A 21810-nucleotide genomic window follows, 5' to 3' on the forward strand; every position below is an offset into this window, starting at 1 on the left:
CAAAGCTCCACCCGAGTCCCCATACCCAGGCGGTTTACTTATCAAAACTCCGACCCGCTGCCAGCCGCTCGCGCAGACTCTTCGGCCGGATATCTGGCCAGTTCTGCTCGATGTACTCGAGACACGCCGCACGGTCGGCCTCGCCATATACCACCCGCCATCCAGCGGGGACATCGGCGAAGGTCGGCCACAGACTGTGTTGCTCCTCGTCATTGACCAACACGAAAAAACTGCCATTATCGTCGTCGAACGGATTGGTGCTCACAGTTCTCCAGGCGGTCTCTCGATATAGGTGGGGTCGTTCCAAACCATACTGGAGGCCCACAGGCTCGGTCGGAGGTTTCGACAAAGTTCCTGATGTGATCTGTTAAGCACTCGTGACACCTGTTGGCAATTCGGTGCCGGGCGCAACGCTGCGACGTTGGCGCCGTGAAGTGCAGTGACCTGCAGCGACGGTACGGGCTGTCTGCCGACCGTCAAGAGTACGTTACCTACGCGTAGAAAACGACCAAGTTACGCTCTCGTTGCTCGTTAGTTGCCGCGCCGGAATACCGTCGCGCGGCCTCGGCGGTGGACCCGCAGATCAGGACGGAAACGACGGCGGGACGGCTCCAGCAAATACGGGCACAGCACGGTAGCTACCGGGTTCAGAGGGCCGTCGAGAGGGCCATGTGATCGCGCGACTGCACCGTTCCCCCATTGCCGCGGGGCTGGCTCACGCGACGTTGCTGCGACGACGACAAATCGCGCGTTCAGCCACCTCAGCGAACCACTCGTACTTCGTTAGCTGACCGCGGGAAGATGACGTCCTCGGCACGAGATCGCCCCGGAATGTAATGTGTGTCACCATTGCTCGGGACAATGACGCATACAACACCTGCCGCACGGGTGGATTCCACTCATTGATAGCGTCCTCTTACGCACGCGATACGAGTTACGATCCCATATCGGGTTACCAAAGATCTGATGTCGGGGGCAATGGCATGGTTTACTCATCAAGATCTGGTTGCACTCGCCGAACGCCGCTCGTTTGAGCTGACCGCCGCAGGTCTGGTGTGGTGCGATCGAGGTACAGGTACGTTATCGAGCGATTGACATAGCGAGTCTGGGAACGGGTTGAAGGGGGTGCGGTGGTCGAGCATGACGTTCGAGCCCGGTCCGACGTCGCCACGGAAGGTAGCCAGAACGTGAGCCAGCCCTCCGGCCGCTTCCGGCGGTTCGGTCGTCAGTCGGGGCCCCAGGAGCCCGATCGAGTTCGCAGGGGTCGGCGCAACTCGGGGGGCGGCGCGATCAAGCTGCTGGGGCGGCTCTGGATCCCACTGCTCATCGTCGCCGTCCTGACCGCCGGCGGATTCACGGTGTCGCGGCTGCACGGAATATTCGGCTCCGAGAAGCGCCAGTCGTATGCCGACTCCAGAGTCAAAGACAGCAAACCGTTCAACCCCAAGCATCTGAAGTACGAGGTCTTCGGCGCGCCCGGGACGGTGGCCGACATCAGCTATTTCGACGTCAACGCCGACCCGCAGCACATCAACGCCGTCACACTGCCATGGTCGATGGATCTCTCGACGACACTGCCGTCAATCGTGGGAAACGTGGTGGCACAAGGCGATACCGACACCATTGGCTGCCGCATCATCGTTGATGGCACCGTCAAGTCCGAGAAGGTTTCACACGAGGTGAATGCCTTCACGTACTGCGTGCTTACGGCTGCATGAGCGACGAAAGCTTAGGCACGGAGCGGCCCTCGCGACCCTTCATCGCGCGGAACGTCCACCGGTTTTCAATACTCATCATCTTGGGCTGGCTCGGCCTCACCGTCTTCTTCACCGTCGGCGTCCCGCCCCTGGAGGTCGTCGAACAAGGGCATTCGGTATCGCTGAATCCCGCAGACGCACCGTCCTTCAAGGCGATGGCACGCCTCGGCCAGGACTTCAAGGAATCCAATTCGGGCGCCCTGGCGATGATTGTCCTCGAGGGAGACCAACCTCTCGGCCACGACGCGCACCAGTACTACGACGAATTGGTGCGCCGGCTCGAAGCCGATACCAAGCACGTCCAGCATGTCCAGAACTTCTGGGGAGATCCGGTCACCGCCGCCGCCGCGCAAAGTATCGACGGCAAGGCCGCGTATGTGCAGCTAAACCTTGGCGGCCTCCAGGGCGCATCCGCGGGAGACGAATCCGTAGCGGCCATCCGCGGCATCGTGGCCGGGCTGCCCGCGCCGCCCGGACTCAAGGTCTATGTGACCGGCCCCGCCGCAACCGTCGCGGATATGAACAAGGCAGGCCAGGAGACCGTCACGACGGTCACACTGGCGAGCCTTTCCGTGATCTTTATTACGTTGCTGCTCGTCTACCGCTCGATTACTACTGTCATCTTGTTGTTGCTGACGGTCGGTCTGCAATTAACGATAGCCCGAGGAATGGTCGCATTTCTCGCTTATCACGGGTTCATTGGCCTTACTACTTTCGCAGTCAACCTCTTGGTGGCCGCGGTCATCGCTACGGGTACCGACTATGGAATCTTCTTTGTTGGGCGATATCAGGAGGCCCGGCAGGCGGGCGAAGATAAAGAAACCGCTTTCTATACCACATTCAGTAGTGTCGCGAAGGTTGTGCTGGCCTCCGGATTGACGATTTCCGGAGCGGTTCTTTGCCTGAGCTTTACCCGGCTGCCCTATTTCCAGCCGCTGGGACTTCCCAATGCAACGGGTATCGCCGTCGCTGTTCTCGTCGCGCTCACGCTCACACCCGCACTGCTCGCCGTGGGCGCTCGTTTCGGCCTGTTCGAACCGAAACGGAAGCTCCGGGTGCGCGGCTGGCGACGAATAGGCACCGCGATCGTTCGCTGGCCGGCGCCGATCTTCATTGCCACATTGGCGATTGCCCTTATTGGGCTGCTGACACTGCCGGGCTACAACCCCAGCTATGACGACCAGAAGTTCATCCCTGCAGACATTCCCGCCAGCGTAGGAAACGCGGCCGCGGCGCGACATTTTCCCGAGTCACGAATGATGATGCCGGAAATCCTGTTGGTCGAAGCCGATCACGACCTGCGCAATCCCACGGACATGCTGGTGTTGAATCAATTGGCCAAAGGGATCCTCGCGGTGCCGGGTGTTTCTACGGTTCAAAGCGTGACTCGCCCTGAGGGAACTCCGTTGGCGCACACCAGCATTCCATACATCATGAGCATGTCGCAGTCGTCTCAGCTGACCAATATGGCGTTCCAGAAGGATCGCATGAACGACATGCTGAAACAGGCCGACGAAATGGCCAAGATGATTAAGCTGATGCAGCACATGGTCGAGTTGATGAAGGAGCTTACCGCCACGACCCATGACATGGTCGGCCAGACGCATCAAATTCAGAAGACCACCGCAGAATTGCGCGACCGTGTTTCGGATTTCGAGGATTTCTTCAGGCCGCTCCGCAGTTATTTCTACTGGGAAAAGCATTGCTACGACGTTCCCGTCTGCTTCGCGATTAGATCGGTGTTCGACGCAATCGATGGCGTCGACGAGGTCAATGACAAGTTCACCGAATTGGTGGCAGACCTCGATAAATTAGATGCGATCCTGCCGCAGTTGCTTATACAAATTCCGCAGTTGATCGAAACCATGCAGAGCATGCGGACCATGATGCTGACCATGCACAGCACCATGGAGGGGACAATCGGCCAGATGGAGGTGAATGGCGGCCAAAACCCGAACGCTATGGGTCAGGCGTTCGACACCTCTAAGAATGACGATAGTTTCTATATCCCGCCGAGCATTATCGATGGCTCGGATACCTTCAAGCGGGTCATGAAGATCTTCCTGTCGCCCGACGGAAAGAACGCCCGCCTGCTGATTGCGCAAAAGGGCGACCCGGCGACGCCCGAGGGGCTTTCCCGCGTCGATCCGATCAGGACGGCCGCCGAGGAATCGCTCAAGGGCACGCCCCTGGAAGACGCCAAGGTTTATCTGACCGGAACCGCTGCCGTGGTAAAGGACTTGGTCGAAGGCGCCAAATTCGATCTCTTGATCGCGGGAGTCGCCGCGCTTTGCCTTATTTTCATCATCATGCTGATCATGACGCGTAGCTTCCTCGCCGCGCTGGTCATCGTTGGTACGGTATTGCTTTCATTGGGCGCCTCCTTCGGGATGTCCATCCTGGTTTGGCAGTATTTGCTTGGGCTGCAAATTCACTGGACTGTTCTTTCGATGTCGGTGATCGTGCTGTTGGCCGTCGGTTCCGACTACAACCTGCTCCTGGTTTCCCGGATGAAAGAGGAATTGTCCGCCGGCATACACACCGGCATCATCCGCGCCATGGCGGGCACCGGAAAAGTCGTCACCAACGCGGGCCTGGTATTCGCCTTCACGATGGCTTCCATGGCGGTCAGCGACCTGCGCAGCATCGCCCAGCTGGGCACCACGATCGGGATGGGCCTGATGTTCGACACCCTGGTGGTGCGCGCCTTCATGACACCGGCCGTCGCGGCGCTGCTCGGACGCTGGTTCTGGTGGCCCCAACAAGTGCGCACCCGCCCCGCAAGTCAGATGCTGCGGCCGTTGGGGTCTCGCCCGTTGGTGCGCTCATTGCTGCTGAAAGAAACGCGGTGAGGAACGCATGACAACCGAACCGATAGCCACCCAGCACGAAGCACCCCCCGTCCAGAAGCCGTTCGTAGCGCGAACAATCCGCAGCCTTTCGCTGATCTTCATCCTGGCGTGGGTGGCACTGACCCTGCTGGTCACCTTCGCAGTTCCCTCGCTGGAACGGGTGGGCCGAGAGCACTCGGTGCCATTGGCACCGCAAGACGCGCCCGCCGTGCAGGCGATGATGCGGATGGGCAAGGTCTTCAAGGAGTCGGACTCGGACAGCTTCGTGATGCTCGTGCTCGAGGGGCAACAGGAGCTCGGGGACAGTGCGCACAAGTACTACGACAAATTGATGCGGCTGTTGAAGGCCGACACGAAACATGTTGAGCACGTTCAGGATCTGTGGGGCGATCGACTCACCGCGGCGGGTGCCCAAAGCGCCGACAGTAAGGCCGTATACGTCCAGATGAATCTGGCCGGCAACCAGGGCACGACGCAGGGCCAAGATTCCATTGCTTCCGTCCGGGACATCATCGCCAAGAATCCGCCACCTCCAGGCCTCAAGGCCTTTGTCACCGGCCCGTCAGCGCTGTTCTCGGACATGCAGGAGGCCGGTGACAGATCGATTCTGAAGATGACCGCGGTCGGCGCGGCGATCATTTTCGTGGTGCTGCTGTTCGTCTATCGGTCGATCATCACGGTGATCCTGCTGTTGATCACCGTCGGGATCGAGGTACTCGCCGCCCGCGGAATCGTCGCATTTCTGGGCGACCACAGCATGGTGCAGTTGTCGACGTTTGCCGTCAACCTGCTGGTGGCCCTTGCGATGGCGGCCGGAACCGACTACGGGATCTTCTTCTTCGGCCGGTATCAAGAGGCGCGTCAGGCCGGCGAGGATCGAGAAACCGCCTACTACAACACCTTCCGCGGGGTCGTCCCCGTCGTATTGGGTTCCGGTTTGACGATCGCCGGAGCAATGTTGTGCCTGAGCTTTACCCGGATGCCCATCTTCCAGACCATGGGCGTGCCGTGCGCGATCGGCTTGGTCGTTTCCGTCGTAATCGCGCTGACGTTGGTTCCGGCGATGCTGACCATCGGCGGTCGCTTCGGGTTACTCGATCCCACGCGAGCCATCCGGTTCGGTCGGTGGCGGCGAATCGGCACGGCAATTGTCCGCTGGCCGGTGCCCATCCTCATCGCGACCATCGCGGTCGCGCTGGTCGGGTTGGTGACGCTGCCGGGCTACCAGACCAGCTACAACAACCGGCTCTACATGCCCGACGACATTCCGGCGAACATCGGCTATGCGGCCGCCGACCGGCATTTCTCCCAAGCGCGGATGTTGCCCGAAATTCTGATGATCGAATCCGATCACGATATGCGCAATCCGGCCGATTTCATCGTCCTGCACAGGCTGGCCAGAGCCATCTTCAAGGTTCCCGGAATTGCCCGGGTTCAGGGCATAACCCGGCCCGAAGGCACACCGATTGAGCACACCTCGATACCGTTTATGCTCGCCATGCAGAACTCCGCTCAGTCGCAAAACATTAAGTATATGAAGGCTCGCATGGACGACATGCTCGAGCAGGTCCACATGATGGATATCCAGATCGCGTCGATGACGCGGCTTTACGAACTCCAGAAGGAACTTACCGCGCTTACGCACGAGTCGATCACCAAGACCGACGAGATGACGCTGCTCTTGTACGAGTTGAGAAATCACTTCGCGGACTTTGAAGATTTCCTCCGACCAATTAAGAGCTACTTCTACTGGGAAAAGCACTGCTTCGACATCCCGATATGCTGGTCGTTGCGGTCGATCTTCGACACGCTCGACGGGATTGACGAGCTGAGCGACAAGCTTGCCGACCTGGAGATCGATCTCCACAAGATGGATGTACTGCTACCGCAACTCCTCGAGCAGTACCCGCAGATGCTCGCGTCAATGCGGTTCTTCAAGGAAACGACGCTGACGATGCACAGCACGATGTCGGGGATTATCGGGCAGGTGAACGTCGACAACAAGGACGCCACCACCATGGGTCAGGCGTTCGACAACTCCAGAAACGACGATTCCTTCTACCTGCCACCCGAGATTTTCAAGAACGCGGACTTCCAGAAGGCGATGAATCAATTCCTGTCCCCCGACGGGAAGGCAGCCCGGTTCATTATTTCCCACAAGGGTGACCCCGCGACTCCCGAGAGCGTGGAGCGGGTTGACAAAATCAAGACGGCGGCCGAAGAGGCACTCAAGACCACGCCGCTGGAAGACGCCAAGATCTATCTCGCTGGCACCGCGTCGACCTTCAAGGACTTCAAAGACGGCTCGAAATTCGACCTACTGATCGCCGGAATCGGCGCGCTCTGCCTGATTTTCACGATCATGCTGATCATCACGCGAAGTTTTGTGGCCGCGCTGGTCATCGTCGGTACGGTGGCACTTTCGTTGGGCTCATCGTTCGGGCTCTCGGTGCTGATCTGGCAGTACATTCTCGGGATCAAGCTGTACTGGATGGTCCTGCCGATGTCGGTGATCGTCCTCCTGGCCGTGGGGTCCGACTACAACCTGCTGCTCGTATCCCGGATGAAAGAAGAAATCGGCGCGGGCATCAATACCGGCATCATTCGGGCAATGGGCGGTACCGGCAAGGTCGTCACCAACGCAGGGCTGGTGTTCGCATTCACGATGGCGTCGATGGCGTCCAGTGACTTGCGCATCATCGGTCAGGTCGGGACGACCATCGGCCTGGGTCTGATGTTCGACACCTTGATCGTGCGCTCGTTCATGACTCCGACCATTGCCGCCATTCTCGGGCGCTGGTTCTGGTGGCCGCAGGTGGTCCGTCCACGCCCGGCCAGTCAGATGCTGAGGCCGGAAGGTTCGCGCCCGGTGGTGCGCGCTTTGCTGGGCCGGGATTTCCCCGACGATGCACCTACGGCCGAGATCCCTAGGCAATCGGTCTAGTTCGTCACCCGGATTACGCAGGCAGCAAACGCCGAACGCTGCTGACAATTTGTCGACGGTTGCGCTCCAGACCATTGGAGTGGCGATTGAATAGCAATCGCGAGGGCCATCGTCCTCTACAGCCAATTCGGCCAAGTGGCCGGGACCAACATGAGATACTCCCTACTGTGTATCCACTGGCAATCGAGGTTGCAGATCTCACAAAGACTTTCGGGGGAAACACGTCTGCGCTGTCCGGCGTAAGTTTCTCGGTTCCGGCCGGGACCGTCTGCGGTTTGCTCGGCCACAACGGCGCCGGCAAGACAACCACGATCAACATCCTGTCGACACTGCTGCGCCCCACATCCGGCAGCGCCACCGTCGCCGGATACGACATCGTCCGCCAACCCGCCAAGGTGCGCGCCAGCATCGCGATGACCGGACAGTTCGTCGCGCTGGATTCGTTGCTCACCGCGCGGGAGAACCTGGTGCTGTTCGGCAGGATGCGCGGGCTGCGGCGCCGCGAGGCAAAGGCCCGCGCCGACGAGCTGATCGAACGGTTCGACCTCGTCGCGGCCGCGGACCGCCATGTGTCGACGTATTCCGGTGGCATGCAGCGCCGCGTCGACCTCGCCGCCGCCCTGATGGTGCTGCCGAAAGTGCTCTTTCTCGACGAGCCGACCGCCGGACTCGATCCTCGCAGCCGCCGCGACGTCTGGGCGCTGGTGAGTTCGTTGGCCCAGCAAGGGATCACCGTGCTGCTGACCACGCAGTACCTGGATGAGGCCGATGTGCTCAGCGACTCGATCGTTGTCATCGACCAGGGAAAGGTGATCGCCAGCGGCACCGCCGAGGACCTCAAGCGCCGGGTGGGCGCCGGCTACTGCCAGGTCAGTCCGGCCAATCCGGACGACCTGCCTCAGGTCGCGACGGCGCTGACCGGACTCAGCGGGATCGACGTCGACGGCGACGCCAACTCGGTGTCGGTGCTTGCCCCCGACGGAGTGGCGACGCTCGCGGAGGTCTTTCGCCGTATCGACGCGCTCGGCGTCGAACTCGCCGATATCTCGTTGCGGAAGCCCTCATTAGACGAGGCATTCCTGCACATCACCGAGCGGACCGCCGCCCGATCATGAGCGCTTTGGCGGCTCTCACCGAACGGTCGCTGGTGTCAGCGACACGCGACGGCGAGATGATTTTCGAGGTACTGTCGCCGATCGCGTATCTGGCCGGCTTCAGCGTGGCTCTGCATGGCCTGATCGACACCGGTCCGGTGACCTATTCGCAATATCTGGTGCCCGCCGTGGTCGTCCAGTCGATGATCTTCGTCGGCCTGCTTACCGCGGACCGCGCGATCCGCGACCACCTCAGTGGCCTGGGCGTGCGATTGAAGACGCAGCCGATCTCCGCGGCAACCCCCGTTGCCGCGCGTATGGCCGCTACCCAAATCCGCGCTGTACTAGCCCTTTTGGTGGCGCTCGTCGCCGGGTATGCCTTTGGATTCCGGATGACGGGTGGGCCGGGCCATGCGATTGCTTTCGTGCTGATCTCGTTGCTGCTGTGCCTGGCGGTGGGGTTGGGTGCCGATGCACTGGGATCGAGTTCGAACAGCCTTCAGGGAGCCAGTTACATGCTGTTCGTCCCCCAGTTGCTGCTGTTCCTGCTGTCCACCGGCATCGCCCCCGAGAAGACCTTCCCCGCCTGGCTACGTCCGTGGGTACGCAACCAGCCGGTCTCTCAGGTCGCCGAGACGCTGCGTGGGCTCGGCAGCGGACACGTCGGGGTCAACAACTTGATCATCAGCCTGGCCTGGTGTTTCGGTATGGTGCTGGTCTTCGGCACGATCACGATGCGGATGCAGAGGCGCAGCGCGTGACATCGCATGCCGCAGACCAAGGCTCATTGCTGAGCCAGAGCTGGTTGCAAGCCATTCGGCTCCTTATCCGGTGGCGGCGCGACCGAGCGGTGCTGATGGGTTCCTTGCTCTTGCCGGTCTTTCTGCTCCTGCTGTACCAAGTGGTGTTGGGTGAGCAGGTGCGCAAGGTGACCGGCGTGGACAGCCTTTACGGGCTCGTCCCGTTCTGTGCGGTGCTGTCCGCGCTGTTCGGCGCCTTGGGCAATGCGGTGGGCATCACGATGGATCGCCAGTCGGGGTTGCTCAGCCGGATGTGGGTGCTTCCGGTGCATCGGGCGAGCGCGCTGACCGGGCGGCTCACCGCGGAGGTCGCGCGGGCACTGGTCGGAACGATCCTGATCACTGCGCTCGGAGTGATGATGGGACTGCGGTTCAAGCACGGGTTGGCCGGGGCGCTACTGTACGTCCTGGTTCCGTCGATCATGGTGGTCGGATTCACGGCATTGGTGATCGCGCTGGTCCTTCGCACCACCAGCCCTGCCGTGTTGACCTGGATCATGGGCGGGACAATCACATTGGCATTCGTGAATCCCGGGACCACACCGATCGGGATGTTCCCGGATTGGCTTCGGCCGTTTGTCCGCTTCCAACCGATATCGCCGCCCATCGAGACCATGCGGGCACTGGCGTACGACGGTCCGATTGTCTGGCCCCTGGCGATGACCGTCCTCTGGACCGTCGCGATGCTCGTGCTATTCGTCCCGGTGGGCTTGCGCGGGTATCGGATCTGCGCCGAGACCAGCAACCTGTAGCTGTCGAACTACGTTCCGGCGTTGTCTGCCCGGGCCTTCGAGGCGGCCTTGAAACGGGTGCGCCAGGCACGCACCGCCAACTGGCGGTTCTCCTTTTCCTTGAAGAACGTCAGCATTCGGTTGCCGGTTTCCATGGCCCCGACCCAGAAGTACATCGGCAGCCGCTTTCTGAACTCCTTGTCCGTGCCCGTCCGCATGCTGAGGCCGGTCATGTCGTTGTAGTCGGCAACGACGATGTCCATGTACCGGATGTTAAGCGCGGGGTTGGAGAAGCAGCGGATGTTGAAATCCCAGTCGGCCCAGATCGGGTAACGCAGGTTGTACGGGCCGATGCCGGCGAAGAGCTCGCGACGATAGAAGATCGACTGGTGGCAGATGTTGGTCTCGAACTGTAGCCGGTCGAGGTCGAATTCCCCGGCGTGGCGGGCACCGGTCGAGCCCATGATCACATCGCCGTACACCAGGTCGCAGGGCGCGTTGTCGCCGATGAACTTGGCCACCCGGGCCAGGGTATCCGCGTCGTGCAGTCTGTCGTCGGACCCGAGAAAGAGCAACCACTGCCCTGTCGCCATGCTGACACCGCGGTTCATCGCGTCGTAGATGCCCTTATCGGGCTCACTGTGCACGACCAAACGATCGCCGAAGTCGCCGGCATAGCTCTTGACGACGTCGAGGGTCCCGTCCGTCGAGGCGCCGTCCACCACGACCAGCTCGAAATCGGTATAGGTCTGGCGGAGAAGGCTCTCGGCGCAGCCACCCACGTGCCCCGCCGCCTTCCAGGTCGGGACAATGATCGAAAACATCGGTCCGCTCATGCGCGACTCACGGTTCTCGGCATATGGGCTCGGCCCTCCCCAGCATCGCTGTGCATTTGATCACGAATCGTCACGGAAAAAGATGCCGTCGGCCTGCAACATCCGGCCGTTACGAATGTCGGTGAAACAGGGCAGCATTCCGGTCAGGGTGAACCCCAATGAGTATGCCAAGTCCAGCGCTTCCCGGATCAGCATTCCGCCCTCGTACAACGGCAGGAAGGAAAGTTCGAGTTGCATGCCGACGCAGCGATCGTTCGCCGTTGCCTTGCTCCCGGCGAGTACCTGTTTCTCGAACCCCTGGACGTCGATCTTGAGGAAGATTTGGTCCGACGGCCGCAGAATCTCGGGCACCACTGTGTCAAGCCGGTGAATCGAAACCTCTTCGGCACCAACATAATTCGCTGCCGGGAAGACGTCTTGATGGCTTTTCAGCATCGGTAAGACGGAACTGCTTTCACCGGAGTTGCCCGCGACATTGATCGAGATCGTCCCATCGACATCGCCCAGCGCGTGCCGCCGGCAGTCCCAAAGCGGGTCTTTGGACGCGTTGCTCAGCAACTCGGAAAACGGCCCGGCCAGCGGTTCGAACGAGACGAGGCGCCCCCGGTAGCCCCGCTTGCGCAGGCCCATGGCGTATTGGCCGGAGTTGGCGCCCACGTCTAACACCACGTCAACCTGCCGTGATTTGAGCTGGTTGACGAACTGGCGCTTCCAGGCCCGCTCAGAAAGATAGCGTGGCACCTCGAGGGAGACGCCACGCGCTATCAAGCGGGCATTGTCCAACAAAGACACGGCGTCACGTTAACACGCCAGTACCCCTGAGCAGGCAGCTTCGCTCACAAGCGTTGTTGTCGATCCGCGCCCCGGTTGGTGTCTCGCTAATCAGCTCAGGCGCAACGCATCTGACTCGAGGAACCAGTCGTACATCTTTTTCAAGCCGGCTTCGATGGTCACCGAAGGCCGCCATCCGAGCGCGGTGAGGTTCGTGTTGTCCATGATCTTGCGGGGCGTGCCGTCGGGGCGAGAGCGGTCGAACTCGACGCGCCCGTCGAACTCGACGATGGATTTGATCAACAGGGCCAAGTCTCGGATCGAAATCTCCTCACCCGAGCCAACATTGATCATTCCGCCACCGTCGTACGAACGCAGCAGCAGGACGCACGCATCGGCGAGATCGTCGGCGTCGATGAGCTCACGCAGCGGCGAGCCACTCCCCCATACGACAACCTCGTCGGCGCCGGCCGTTTTGGCCTCGTGGAACCGGCGCAACATGCCCGCGACGACGTGGGAGTGCTCGGGGTGAAAATTATCGCCGACGCCGTAGACATTCGACGGCATCACCGTAAATGCGTTGAAGCCGTACTGCTTTCGATAGGCATCGCACATCGTCTTGCCCGCGATTTTGGCCACCGCATAGGGCAGGTTGGTTTCCTCCAACGGACCGGTGAGCAGCGCATCCTCACGAATCGGTTGCTCGGCGTCTCTCGGATAGATGCAACTCGATCCCAGGAAGAGCAGCTTCTGTGCGCCGTACCGATAGGCAGCATCGATGACATTCGTCTGGATCTTGAGGTTCTCCCGGATGAAGTCGGCACCGTAGGTCGCATTCGCGACGATCCCACCGACCTTCGCGGCCGCCAGGACGACGTACTGCGGGCGCTGCGCGGCGAAGAATTCCTCGACCGCCGCGGGGTCGTCGAGGGGCAATTCGTCATGTGTGCGGGTCACGACGTCGGTGAAACCCTCGCCCACCAGCCGCCGGGTGATCGCCGAACCCACCATGCCGCGGTGACCGGCAACGTAAATCCGTGAACCTAGATCCATTGACACCTCACAACAACTCATTGGTCACGGCGTCGCTGCCGTGTCGAAGGTACCAAGCGGCGGTGCGCTTCAGGCCTTCGTCCAGGCCGACGGCGGGCTGATAGCCAAGGCCGCGCATCTTCCGAATATCGGGGCACCGGCGCGGGGTCCCACCCTCGGCCTCCTCGGTGGGACGAATCTCCACCTCGATCCCCACCGCCGCCGCCACCCGACCGGCCAGGTCCCGAATCGACACCTCTTCGTCGTTGCCGATGTGGAAAACCTCGCGGTGGCCGCCGTTCTGGTACATCGTGAGCACGCCGTCGACGATGTCGTCGACATAACAGAACGCTCGCGTCTGGGTGCCGTCGCCCTGGATTTCAAACGGCGCCGGCCCGCTCGGTGTCGCGTCCCGCGCCGCCCTGGCCCGGGCGATGAATTGCGGTATCACGTGTTTGTAACCCATGTCGGGGCCGTACACGTTGTGCGGGCGAAACACCTGAACCTTGCGGTAATGGTCTTGCGCGTAGTCGAATGCGATCAACTCGCTGACGATCTTGGATCCGCCGTACGAATACCTGGGATTCAGGCTGTCCGGCAGCATCAGCGGAATCGTCTCCGGTGTGGGCACTACCGAGGGCGTCTGATACACCTCCGCGCTGGAGGCCACCACCAGATCCGGCACGCCGGCGCTGCGCCCGGCATTGACCACTGCCAACGCACCGCGTAATCCCACGTCCAACACCAACTCTGGGCGTTTGTAGAAGTTTTCGGTGCCATTGATCGCCGCGAGATGCATGACGACCTCGGCGCCGGCGAACGCCCGCTCGAGCGCCTCCTGGTCGCGGACGTCGCAGGTGAAAAGCTCGATATCGTCGGCTACTTCGGCCAGCCGCCCGGCCTCGCCGCGCACCATCGTGTCGATCACGGCAACGTCCCAGCCGTCGCGCACCAGACGTCTGACCAAGTAGGCGCCGATGAACCCGCCGCCGCCGGTCACCACCACGCGAGTGCTCATGAAAGCTCCGCCCTGCTGTTGCCGACCGCGAAGTACGAGTTGCCCAGCTCGGACGTTGGCAAGTGGCTGAAATGATTCCAGTAGTCGAACACGAAGCCGTCTGGCGCGATGAACTCGCTGATGGTGCGCGGCGAAATTCGGCCGAGCTCAGGATGATTGTTGGCGATAATCACCACCGACGCACCGCTCACCGCATCGCCGAGCCGATCGAATGCCTGCTCGTCGGGGAAGGTCGTCCCCAAGTGCCCGGTCGCGATGACCGGGTCGAATAGCCGGATTTCGGCGTCGGGATGGGCCTTCTTCAGTTGGTCCAACACTTTGATGGACATCGATCCGCGAAGATCGTCGGTGGCCGGGATACCCTTAAAAGCCATGCCTAACAAGGCTATTCGTAAAGGCGAGGGCAGGTTGCGCCTGGCGACTTCGTCGCTGATGAATTTGACGGTCTCCGCCGGCTGTCGCTCGTTGACGAGCCGGCCCGCGATGGTGATCTCCAGTTCGATTCCGCGAGTGCGAGCGCTCTGCAGCAGGATGTGCGGGTCCTTCTCCAGGCACGGACCACCCACTAGGCCAGGCAGCGGCACACTCGTCCGCTTGTAACCCAGCTTCCCCGAGGAGATCACCTCGTGCGCGTTGACCCCGAACGCATCGCACAATCGCGCCACCTCGTTGGCGAACGCGAAATGCACGTCGCGATAAGTGTTGTCGACGAGCTTGATGATCTCGGCGGCCTCCGGGCTGGACACCGCGACGATGGAGTTGGTCAGCCGCCGGAAGACCGCCGCGGCACGGTCGCTGACAGCGGGGTCATCCGCGCCCACAATCTGCGGCAACTCGCGCAGTTCTTGCAGCGCTTGGCCTTCGAGTGTTCGCTCGGGGCACATCGCGATGTCGAAGCGCTTGCCGGACTCGGCGAGGATGGGCGAGACCACATCCCGGGTGGTCCCGACTTTGACCGTGGAACGCAGGATCACCAGCGCGCCGTCGCTCATGTTCGCGGTGACCTCGCGGCTGGCCGCCTCGATCATGTCGGTGCGCACGAGTCCCTCGCTGGACAGCGGCGTGCCGACCGTGATGATGTATGTGTCGCACACCGCATCTGGACTGAGTTGCCCGACGGCCACCAGGCTTCCCGAGCCGACCACCCGCGACAGCGCTTCGGGCAATCCGGTTTCGGAGAAGTGTGGGAGACCGGCGTTGGTCTGTTCAACGACCTCGGACCGCTTCTCAACGCCGATCACCTTGTTGCCGGCCTCGGCCAGCACGGTCGCGAGCGTCAGCCCGACGTAGCCAAGACCGATGACGCCTACGTCGTAGTGCGAAACTGGCAGACCCATGTTCCCTCCCGACAGTCGATGTGCCAATCATTGCCGAACCGGCCGGATCTGCGGCGCGAAATGCTCTCCAAGCACGGCTTCGACATGCGGTAAACATCTCCTTCGTCCTTGCCCTGCAACGCGCCGCACCCGGTAGTGTGCCACCCAATGGGTCTGGGCTGCCCGGCGGCAGTTGAAGTCCCTGCTTTGCTTCGTTTCGCGCAGAACCGAGGAGAATGCAGATGAATCAATCCGCCACTTTGCTACGCAATCCGGTCACGTCGATCCGTGCGGGATACACGGCCATCACCAGCCAATCCCCGCGCACCCTCGTGCTCGGCACCATCTTGCTGGCATCAGCGGTTTCAGGGTTCACCGGTTTCGTTCTCACGCAATACTTCGCGATCGACGCCATTTCGTCGCTACTCGCCTTCCCGTACGCGGATTGCTATCTCGACTGGGGCACCAACATCGGTCGCCACTGCTTTAGTGACTACGCATATGAAGTGATGTTCGGCATGCGCGCCAACCCATGGCAACCATTCGAGATCATTCTGCAGCCGGACATCCATCAGATGGCCGTGAACAACTACCCGGCGGCCGGAACGCTTCCACCACTCATTTTCGGGTGGGTGGGCAAATTGGTGGGTGCGCCGGTCATTGGGATCCTGGGTTACCTGCTCGCGTTGGCAATCGCGGTCCTTTCGCCCGCCGTCTGGGCGGCTCGGGGCGCTCGTGGTCTCGAGCGGATCGTGGTTTTCGTGGCCTGCGGCGCCGCGGCCGTCCCGGTGTGGTCGGTGATCGATAGGGCCAACTCGGTCGGCTTCCTGGCCCCGGTCGGCCTGGTGTTTCTGATTGCGCTGGTTCGGCAACGGTGGGGACTCGTGGCGGCCATGGTGGTGCTCGCCGCCCTGTTGAAGCCACAATTCGTTGTCCTGGCCATCGTGCTGTTCGCGGTCCGCCAATGGCGGTGGGGCGGCATCGCGATCGGCAGCGCCGTGGTGTTGAACGCGGCCGCATATCTGTTCTGGCCGCAGGACTTTCCGCACACCATCATGCAATCGGCGGCCAGCACCCTTGGTTACGCAAGCGGCAGCGTCGGCGTCGTCGCGACCTCAAACGTGTCGTTTGGCAGGTCACTCCTCTTGGCGCCGGACATTCTGATGTTCATGCAGACAGGCGGCAAAATGCCCGACGGCTATCTGGCGGCCCCGCGAGCGCTGATCGGGTACGTCGTCCTCGTCATCGTCATCGTCGCCATACTGGCTCTTGGGCGGCGCATCCCGCCCGTCATCGCGGGGATCGTGCTGCTGGTTACGGCGTCCCTGTTCCCCATCGTGGCCATGAGCTACTACTACGTGTTCGCATTACCGATCGCGGCGCTGCTGGTGCGGGATCCGAACGGGCCGCCGGGCACCGGGATCCTCGACCGGCTCGCAACCGTCGCCGGCCAACATCGCAGCGTCGGCATTTGGCTGAGCCTGTCCACGGCGCTCACCCTCGCGACGATCGCCCTGCCGAGTCCGCCGATGCAGGTGCTGTTGTACCGCAAAGACGGCCCGCCGATCTCGGAGCTGACGGTGATCACCACGGCGACGCTGGTGCCGATGCTGTGGCTCGTCACGATCGCCATCGTCATCGTCACGTATGCGCGCAGACCGGCTACCAACGAACCGTCACAGGAGACAAGCGCGACAGTGGAGTCGCCCGAGCCTGCGGCCACGACCACGTCCTAAGCCACGGCGCACCCGCTCTAGGTGGTGTGCGAAGTCTCATCTCCGGTGGTCTGCGCGTCAGCGGCACCGCGCCGGAAAGAAAAGAAGCGGTGGCCAACATAGTTCAGCAGCAGGATGGGCACAAAGACTATCGCCTGCGCTACGACGCGCTGCACGCCCAACTCGACCAGCACAGTCAGGGCGACGGCGTTGAGGCCAAACGTGGTGAGGTAGACGGTCTCGAAGCGCGCAAGGTCACGCAGCACGTGGCCCCGGACACGGAACACCAGCCGGCGGTGCATCACGAAGGCGAACAGCACGCTCAGGATGTGCGAAATGCTGACGGTCACCAGCGCCCCGGCTACCGCGCCGAACTGTCGATCGATGAGGTGGCCCACGGTCACCGAGCAGGCGACGAAGAGGCCGAACCCGACGACGGTGTTGATGCCTCCTACCAACAGGAACGCCATGCGCTGGTCTCGGACGAGCCGGATCAGTGGCCCCGGGGGCGCCGATTCGGGCGGGAGGTCGAATTCAGTCATTCGAGGCGATCTGCTCCGGGTCACCGCAGGCCTGTCTGAGTGCCATATACCGGCCGCACTCAACCGGGGACGCGACCCGCGAAGACGGTCTCGGCGCCCAGGCCATCGTCGGACCCTGCGTAGACCTCAGGTTCGAATCCCGCCTCACGCACGAAATCGACTATGTCGCGGCCGAATTCGGTGAATGTCAACATGTCGACGCCCACCGGGATGTACCGGTAAGCGCCGCTGCCCCTCCCGTGGTAAAGGGCCGGCAGCAGATGCTCGATCTCACCGTCGTCGCCAATCCGCGCGCGCGTTTCCGTCGCCGCGCGCGTCCACACGATCGGCACCGTGAAGATGTGACGGCCTCCCGGCCGCAGTACCCGCCGCGTCTCGGCCAGCGCGACCCGGAAGTCCGGGACATGCTCCAACGTGTCGGACGACAGGACGATGTCGAAGGAGGCGTCGGGGTAGGTAAGCCGACAGATGTCTTCATTACGGCTACCGTCGACGACCTCGCCCAGGCCGTCTGGCCCCCGGTAGTCGGAGAACATGAGCCGCGGCAGTCGCCGGAGCAGTCCGTGCAGCGAATCGGGCGGGCCGATCGTGTTTATTTCTGCGACATCGAGTTTGCGGAACGCGGGGTCCTCGACCAGTTCGCGGAACGACATACATCCGGGGGCACCGTAGAGAGCGACGAGGACCTCGGCGATCCGCCTCACTCTCAGGTTGCTGCAGCAGGACCGGCAGAACATGCTCTCGCGCCGGGTGTATGCGCGGGACACATCGGCATCGGCCCAGAAGGTATGCAACTCATCGGGGAGGGTCCAGGAATTGAAGGCGAACGTCGTGTCGGCGCCGCATGAGACGCAGCGGCCCGCTTCGTCGGTCCGGCGATCGCGCAGCGGGCGCACGTTGAGGAGCACGGGCGTCCCGAACCGGGCTTTGACTTTCGCCACCAGGCTCACTTCGCCGAAGCCCCCATCGGCGCAGCCTGGGGGCACCCAGATAGCGCCTCGGTCGGGCTCATAGTCGATTCCGCGATCTCATATGCGGACACAGCGTTGAAAGCTATCACGCAAACCGTGGCCGTAGCGCAGAACATATTGGATCTACGAGGACTCGCAGCTGGCCATCGTCACACCGGACCGTGTTATACGGTGGGTTCGCGCTTGGGGGCGCGTCCCTCCCCCGTAACCCCGCCGAATTCCGCCCAGCCGAGCAGTAGGAGGCAGCGTTGTGACGCCATTGGTTTCGGTCGTCGTGCCCGTGTACAACAACGTCGCGTACGTGGATGCGACCGTCGAGTCGATTTTGGCGCAGACTCTGCCCGACTTCGAACTAGTGATTTCGGACAATGCGTCCACCGACGGCACCTGGGAGGCACTGCAGCGTCACACCGCCGACCCGCGGGTCCGATTGACCAGGCTGCCCTCCACCGTTTCGGCAAACGAGAACTTCAATCACGTCACCAAGCTCGCCACGGGCGAGTTCGTCAAATTGGTGTGCGCCGATGATCTGCTCTATCCCGATAATCTCGAGGTGCTGGTCACGGAATTGAAAGCGGACCCGTCGGCGGTCCTGGCTGTCAGTTCCCGAGACGTCATCGACGCCAGCGGAAAGACTGTGCTGCGCAACCACGGGTTGGCCGGACTGCGCGGCCGCGTCCCCGGTACCGAGGCGGTTCGGCGCAGCGTGCTCACCGGCACAAATATTTTCGGCGAGCCACCCTCCGCCTTGTTCAGGCGCTCTGCCCTGATGGAAATCGGCGGGTGGGACTCGCGTTTTCCCTACCTCATGGATTTCGTGACTTACAGCGCGCTGCTACTGCGGGACAACGCCAATCTCGTAGCGGTACCCCGACCATTATGGGCATTCCGCATGAGCGGTTCTCAGGTGAGCGTCGGAACGCAGATACAGGCCCAGGCCAGCCAGGTCGTGGATTTCTTCCACGCGTTGGCTGCCGAGCACCCCGGGCTGCTTGGCCGCCGCGACCTGCTGATCGGCACCACGCGAGCCCGAATCAACGCCCTGGCCCGGCACGCGATGTACCGCTGGCTTGGCCGGCGGATGCGCCCCGCCGCCACCGATGACGGCGCATAGCGCGACGCGCGCAATCCGTAGAAAGCCGCAGTCGAGAGGCGGCACCGCGGGGGAGCCAATTCGACCGAGATGGGCCGGTCCCGGTATCTGCGTTGCGCGCGAACTTGTTGTGGCAGCTTGGAATTGATCAGAGCCAGGTTGCGGCGGACGGTCGGCCGGACAGCAACCTCGAGCGTTGGCACCAGCCGCGAGGGCGGGTGGTCCTCAAACATTCGATGGCAAACACCAGACTCTTTGCCGCTTGGTAGTCGGTTGGCCCGATAATCAGCCCGTGGCTCTTCGAAGCGGTCATACTACGTTGGCGTGCGAGATCTTGATAAGGAGCTTCGGTGAAGGAGACGTGAATATCGACACGTGCGTCATTTTTGCCCGGCAGACCCGGCCTCCTACCCGATCCACGCCGGGGTTGCCATGACTATCACCTTGACCGGGGCAACCGGCTTCGTCGGAAGACAGATTCTGCATCACCTCCTGGAGCGCGGCTGCCCGGTGCGGGTGATCGTTCGCGATCCGTCTCGCATGCAAGGCATCTCGTCAGGCGGGCGGCTGGAGATCGTGCAAACTCCCGACTTGTTCGCGGAACCAACCGGCAGGCTGGAAGAGTTGCTCGAAGGTTCGGAGACCTTGGTGCATGCGGCGTGGTACGCGAAGCCAGGCGAATATCTCACGTCGCCACTGAACCTCGATTGCCTCACCGGCACACTCAATCTTGCCCGCGCCTTCACCGCGGTCAACGGCAAGCGTTTCGTCGGTGTCGGAACCTGCGCGGAGTACGACACTTCAGCAGGCCTGATGACGACCGATACCCCGTTGGCGCCGAATACCCTGTATGCGGCGTGCAAGGCCGCTGTCTTTCAAGTACTCGGGTGTCTTCTCGATACGGAGGGCATGACGTTCGCGTGGTGTCGGATCTTTTACCTGTATGGGGAAGGTGAAGACGAGCGCAGGCTGATTCCCTACATCCGGAAGCAAATTGCGGCGGGCCAAGAAGTGCTCCTCACGCGCGGGGAGCAGGTCCGCGATTTCCTCGACGTAAAGGAAGCCGCCCAGATGATCACTGACGTCGCGCTGGGGCAACAGCGAGGCGCGGTGAATATTTGCTCGGGCGAAGAGACGACCGTTCGGCAACTCGCCGAACGCATTGCCGACGAATATGGTCGGCGGGAATTGTTGCGTTTTGGGGCACGGCCAGAAAACGCATTTGACCCACCGCGAATCGTCGGTGCGCGGAAGGACATAGGGTGACTCAGATTACACAGCTTTACGAACAGTCCGATTTTCCCATCTTTCAGAATCGGATGTACAACTCCGTCCAGGAGGCACGCGACTGTCCCCGCGGCGACATTCGCCTGGTTCAGAACGGCATCAGCGGACTCATCTACAACGACGCCTTCCAGCCGGACTTGATGAACTACGACGCGGCATACCAAAACGAGCAGGCGCACAGTCAGCTGTTCCAAAGTCATCTTGAGCAAGTTGCCGCCATCGTCGAGCAGAACTTGGGCACCGATCAGCTGGTCGAGGTCGGTTGCGGCAAAGCGCATTTCCTTGAGTTGCTGCTGTCACGCGGTTGCTCTATCACCGGCTTCGATCCCACCTATGAGGGTGACAATCCCGATGTCCAGCGACACTATTTCGGCGAGGGCGTGACGGTGTCGGCCAAAGGAATCGTCCTGCGTCACGTGCTGGAACATGTGCAGGACCCCTTCAGCTTTCTCGAAGGCTTGCGCGACGCCAACGGGGGAGGGCTAATTTACATCGAGGTGCCGTGCTTCGAGTGGATTCTTGACGCCAACGCCTGGTTCGACATCTTTTACGAGCATGTGAACTACTTCCGGCTCGGGGATTTTTCGAGAATGTTCGGCAAGGTGCAAGACAGCGGGCACCTGTTTGGTGGCCAATATATCTATGTGGTCGCTGACCTCGGAAGCCTGCGGCCACCTGTTGCCGGCCCGGCCGATCGGGTGGACTTCCCGCAAGATTTTCTGGCCATGGCGAACCTCGCACCATCCGGCGGAGCAGGCGGGCTCAGTGCCGTATGGGGCGCGGCATCGAAAGGCGTCATCTATTCGCTGTTGCGGGAACGCTGCGGCAATCCGGTCGATGTTCTTATCGATATCAACCCCGATAAGTGCAACAAATTCGTGCCGGCCACTGGTCTACGCGTGATGTCCCCGGACGAGGGGATGGCGAAGCTCGCTCCCGGTGCAGACATCTATGTGATGAACTCCAATTACTTGGAGGAGATCCGCATGATGACAAAGGATCAATTCACGCTGATTAGCATTGAGCGCCAATAAATTTCACCCGCGGTCGC

General features: G+C 61.7%; 18 protein-coding genes. 10 read left to right on the plus strand and 8 right to left on the minus strand.

Annotated features, from left to right (window positions below; genetic code table 11):
- Window positions 1–34: 34 nt before the first annotated feature.
- A complete protein-coding gene (locus SKC41_RS20585) occupies window positions 35–265 on the minus strand; it encodes an MbtH family protein (protein ID WP_025735785.1) in 231 nt (76 codons plus the stop codon).
- Window positions 266–1298: 1033 nt separating this feature from the next.
- Here SKC41_RS20585 and SKC41_RS20590 point away from each other — a divergent pair.
- From SKC41_RS20590 to SKC41_RS20615, 6 genes are all read left to right on the plus strand, one after another.
- Window positions 1299–1718: an MmpS family protein gene (locus SKC41_RS20590; RefSeq protein ID WP_330979587.1), complete on the plus strand. Its 420-nt coding sequence runs from the start codon at window positions 1299–1301 to the stop codon at window positions 1716–1718.
- Window positions 1715–4609, plus strand: a complete 2895-nt coding sequence (locus SKC41_RS20595) for an MMPL/RND family transporter (protein WP_330979503.1) — start codon at window positions 1715–1717, stop codon at window positions 4607–4609. Before SKC41_RS20590 ends, SKC41_RS20595 begins: the two co-directional genes overlap by 4 nt.
- A gap of 7 nt (window positions 4610–4616) precedes the next feature.
- Window positions 4617–7553 carry an MMPL/RND family transporter gene (locus tag SKC41_RS20600; RefSeq protein WP_330979504.1) on the plus strand — a complete coding sequence of 979 codons (2937 nt, stop codon included), beginning with the start codon at window positions 4617–4619 and terminating at the stop codon, window positions 7551–7553.
- Between the two features lie 167 nt (window positions 7554–7720).
- Window positions 7721–8668 carry an ATP-binding cassette domain-containing protein gene (locus SKC41_RS20605; protein WP_330979505.1) on the plus strand — a complete coding sequence of 316 codons (948 nt, stop codon included), beginning with the start codon at window positions 7721–7723 and terminating at the stop codon, window positions 8666–8668.
- Window positions 8665–9408 carry an ABC transporter permease gene (locus SKC41_RS20610; protein ID WP_330979506.1) on the plus strand — a complete coding sequence of 248 codons (744 nt, stop codon included), beginning with the start codon at window positions 8665–8667 and terminating at the stop codon, window positions 9406–9408. The genes SKC41_RS20605 and SKC41_RS20610 overlap by 4 nt, the downstream gene beginning before the upstream one ends.
- On the plus strand, window positions 9405–10199 hold the full coding sequence (locus SKC41_RS20615; RefSeq protein WP_330979507.1) for an ABC transporter permease: 795 nt from the start codon (window positions 9405–9407) through the stop codon (window positions 10197–10199). Before SKC41_RS20610 ends, SKC41_RS20615 begins: the two co-directional genes overlap by 4 nt.
- 8 nt (window positions 10200–10207) lie before the next feature.
- Here SKC41_RS20615 and SKC41_RS20620 read toward each other — a convergent pair whose 3' ends face one another.
- The 5 genes from SKC41_RS20620 to SKC41_RS20640 form a co-directional block, all read right to left on the minus strand.
- The gene (locus SKC41_RS20620) at window positions 10208–11014 is read right to left on the minus strand and encodes a glycosyltransferase family 2 protein (RefSeq protein ID WP_330979508.1); all 807 of its coding nucleotides are present in this window, start codon (window positions 11012–11014) and stop codon (window positions 10208–10210) included.
- 60 nt (window positions 11015–11074) lie between these two features.
- Entirely contained in the window at window positions 11075–11806 is a 732-nt protein-coding gene (locus SKC41_RS20625) for an FkbM family methyltransferase (protein WP_330979509.1), read from the minus strand.
- A 90-nt stretch (window positions 11807–11896) separates the two neighbouring features.
- The gene (locus SKC41_RS20630) at window positions 11897–12838 is read right to left on the minus strand and encodes a GDP-L-fucose synthase family protein (RefSeq protein ID WP_330979510.1); all 942 of its coding nucleotides are present in this window, start codon (window positions 12836–12838) and stop codon (window positions 11897–11899) included.
- A gap of 7 nt (window positions 12839–12845) precedes the next feature.
- Window positions 12846–13835, minus strand: a complete 990-nt coding sequence (locus SKC41_RS20635; RefSeq protein WP_330979511.1) for an NAD-dependent epimerase/dehydratase family protein — start codon at window positions 13833–13835, stop codon at window positions 12846–12848.
- Entirely contained in the window at window positions 13832–15172 is a 1341-nt protein-coding gene (locus SKC41_RS20640; protein ID WP_330979512.1) for a nucleotide sugar dehydrogenase, read from the minus strand. Before SKC41_RS20640 ends, SKC41_RS20635 begins: the two co-directional genes overlap by 4 nt.
- 221 nt (window positions 15173–15393) lie before the next feature.
- Here SKC41_RS20640 and SKC41_RS20645 point away from each other — a divergent pair, with 221 nt between their 5' ends.
- On the plus strand, window positions 15394–16887 hold the full coding sequence (locus SKC41_RS20645) for a glycosyltransferase family 87 protein (RefSeq protein WP_330979513.1): 1494 nt from the start codon (window positions 15394–15396) through the stop codon (window positions 16885–16887).
- A gap of 17 nt (window positions 16888–16904) precedes the next feature.
- Here SKC41_RS20645 and SKC41_RS20650 read toward each other — a convergent pair whose 3' ends face one another.
- Both SKC41_RS20650 and SKC41_RS20655 read right to left on the minus strand, forming a co-directional pair.
- Window positions 16905–17408 carry a GtrA family protein gene (locus tag SKC41_RS20650; RefSeq protein ID WP_330979514.1) on the minus strand — a complete coding sequence of 168 codons (504 nt, stop codon included), beginning with the start codon at window positions 17406–17408 and terminating at the stop codon, window positions 16905–16907.
- A 59-nt stretch (window positions 17409–17467) separates the two neighbouring features.
- Window positions 17468–18394: a class I SAM-dependent methyltransferase gene (locus tag SKC41_RS20655; RefSeq protein ID WP_330979515.1), complete on the minus strand. Its 927-nt coding sequence runs from the start codon at window positions 18392–18394 to the stop codon at window positions 17468–17470.
- Window positions 18395–18629: 235 nt separating this feature from the next.
- On the opposite strand from SKC41_RS20655, the gene SKC41_RS20660 reads away from it, so the two are divergent.
- The 3 genes from SKC41_RS20660 to SKC41_RS20670 all read left to right on the plus strand — a co-directional run bounded on the left by SKC41_RS20660 (window position 18630) and on the right by SKC41_RS20670 (window position 21793).
- Window positions 18630–19493, plus strand: coding sequence for a glycosyltransferase family 2 protein (locus tag SKC41_RS20660; RefSeq protein ID WP_330979516.1), 864 nt, complete (start codon window positions 18630–18632; stop codon window positions 19491–19493).
- Between the two features lie 411 nt (window positions 19494–19904).
- On the plus strand, window positions 19905–20738 hold the full coding sequence (locus SKC41_RS20665; RefSeq protein WP_330979517.1) for an NAD-dependent epimerase/dehydratase family protein: 834 nt from the start codon (window positions 19905–19907) through the stop codon (window positions 20736–20738).
- Entirely contained in the window at window positions 20735–21793 is a 1059-nt protein-coding gene (locus SKC41_RS20670; RefSeq protein WP_330979518.1) for a class I SAM-dependent methyltransferase, read from the plus strand. The genes SKC41_RS20665 and SKC41_RS20670 overlap by 4 nt, the downstream gene beginning before the upstream one ends.
- The last annotated feature ends 17 nt before the right edge of the window (window positions 21794–21810 follow it).

This window comes from Mycobacterium sp. 050128 (assembly GCF_036409155.1).
Lineage (GTDB): Bacteria > Actinomycetota > Actinomycetes > Mycobacteriales > Mycobacteriaceae > Mycobacterium.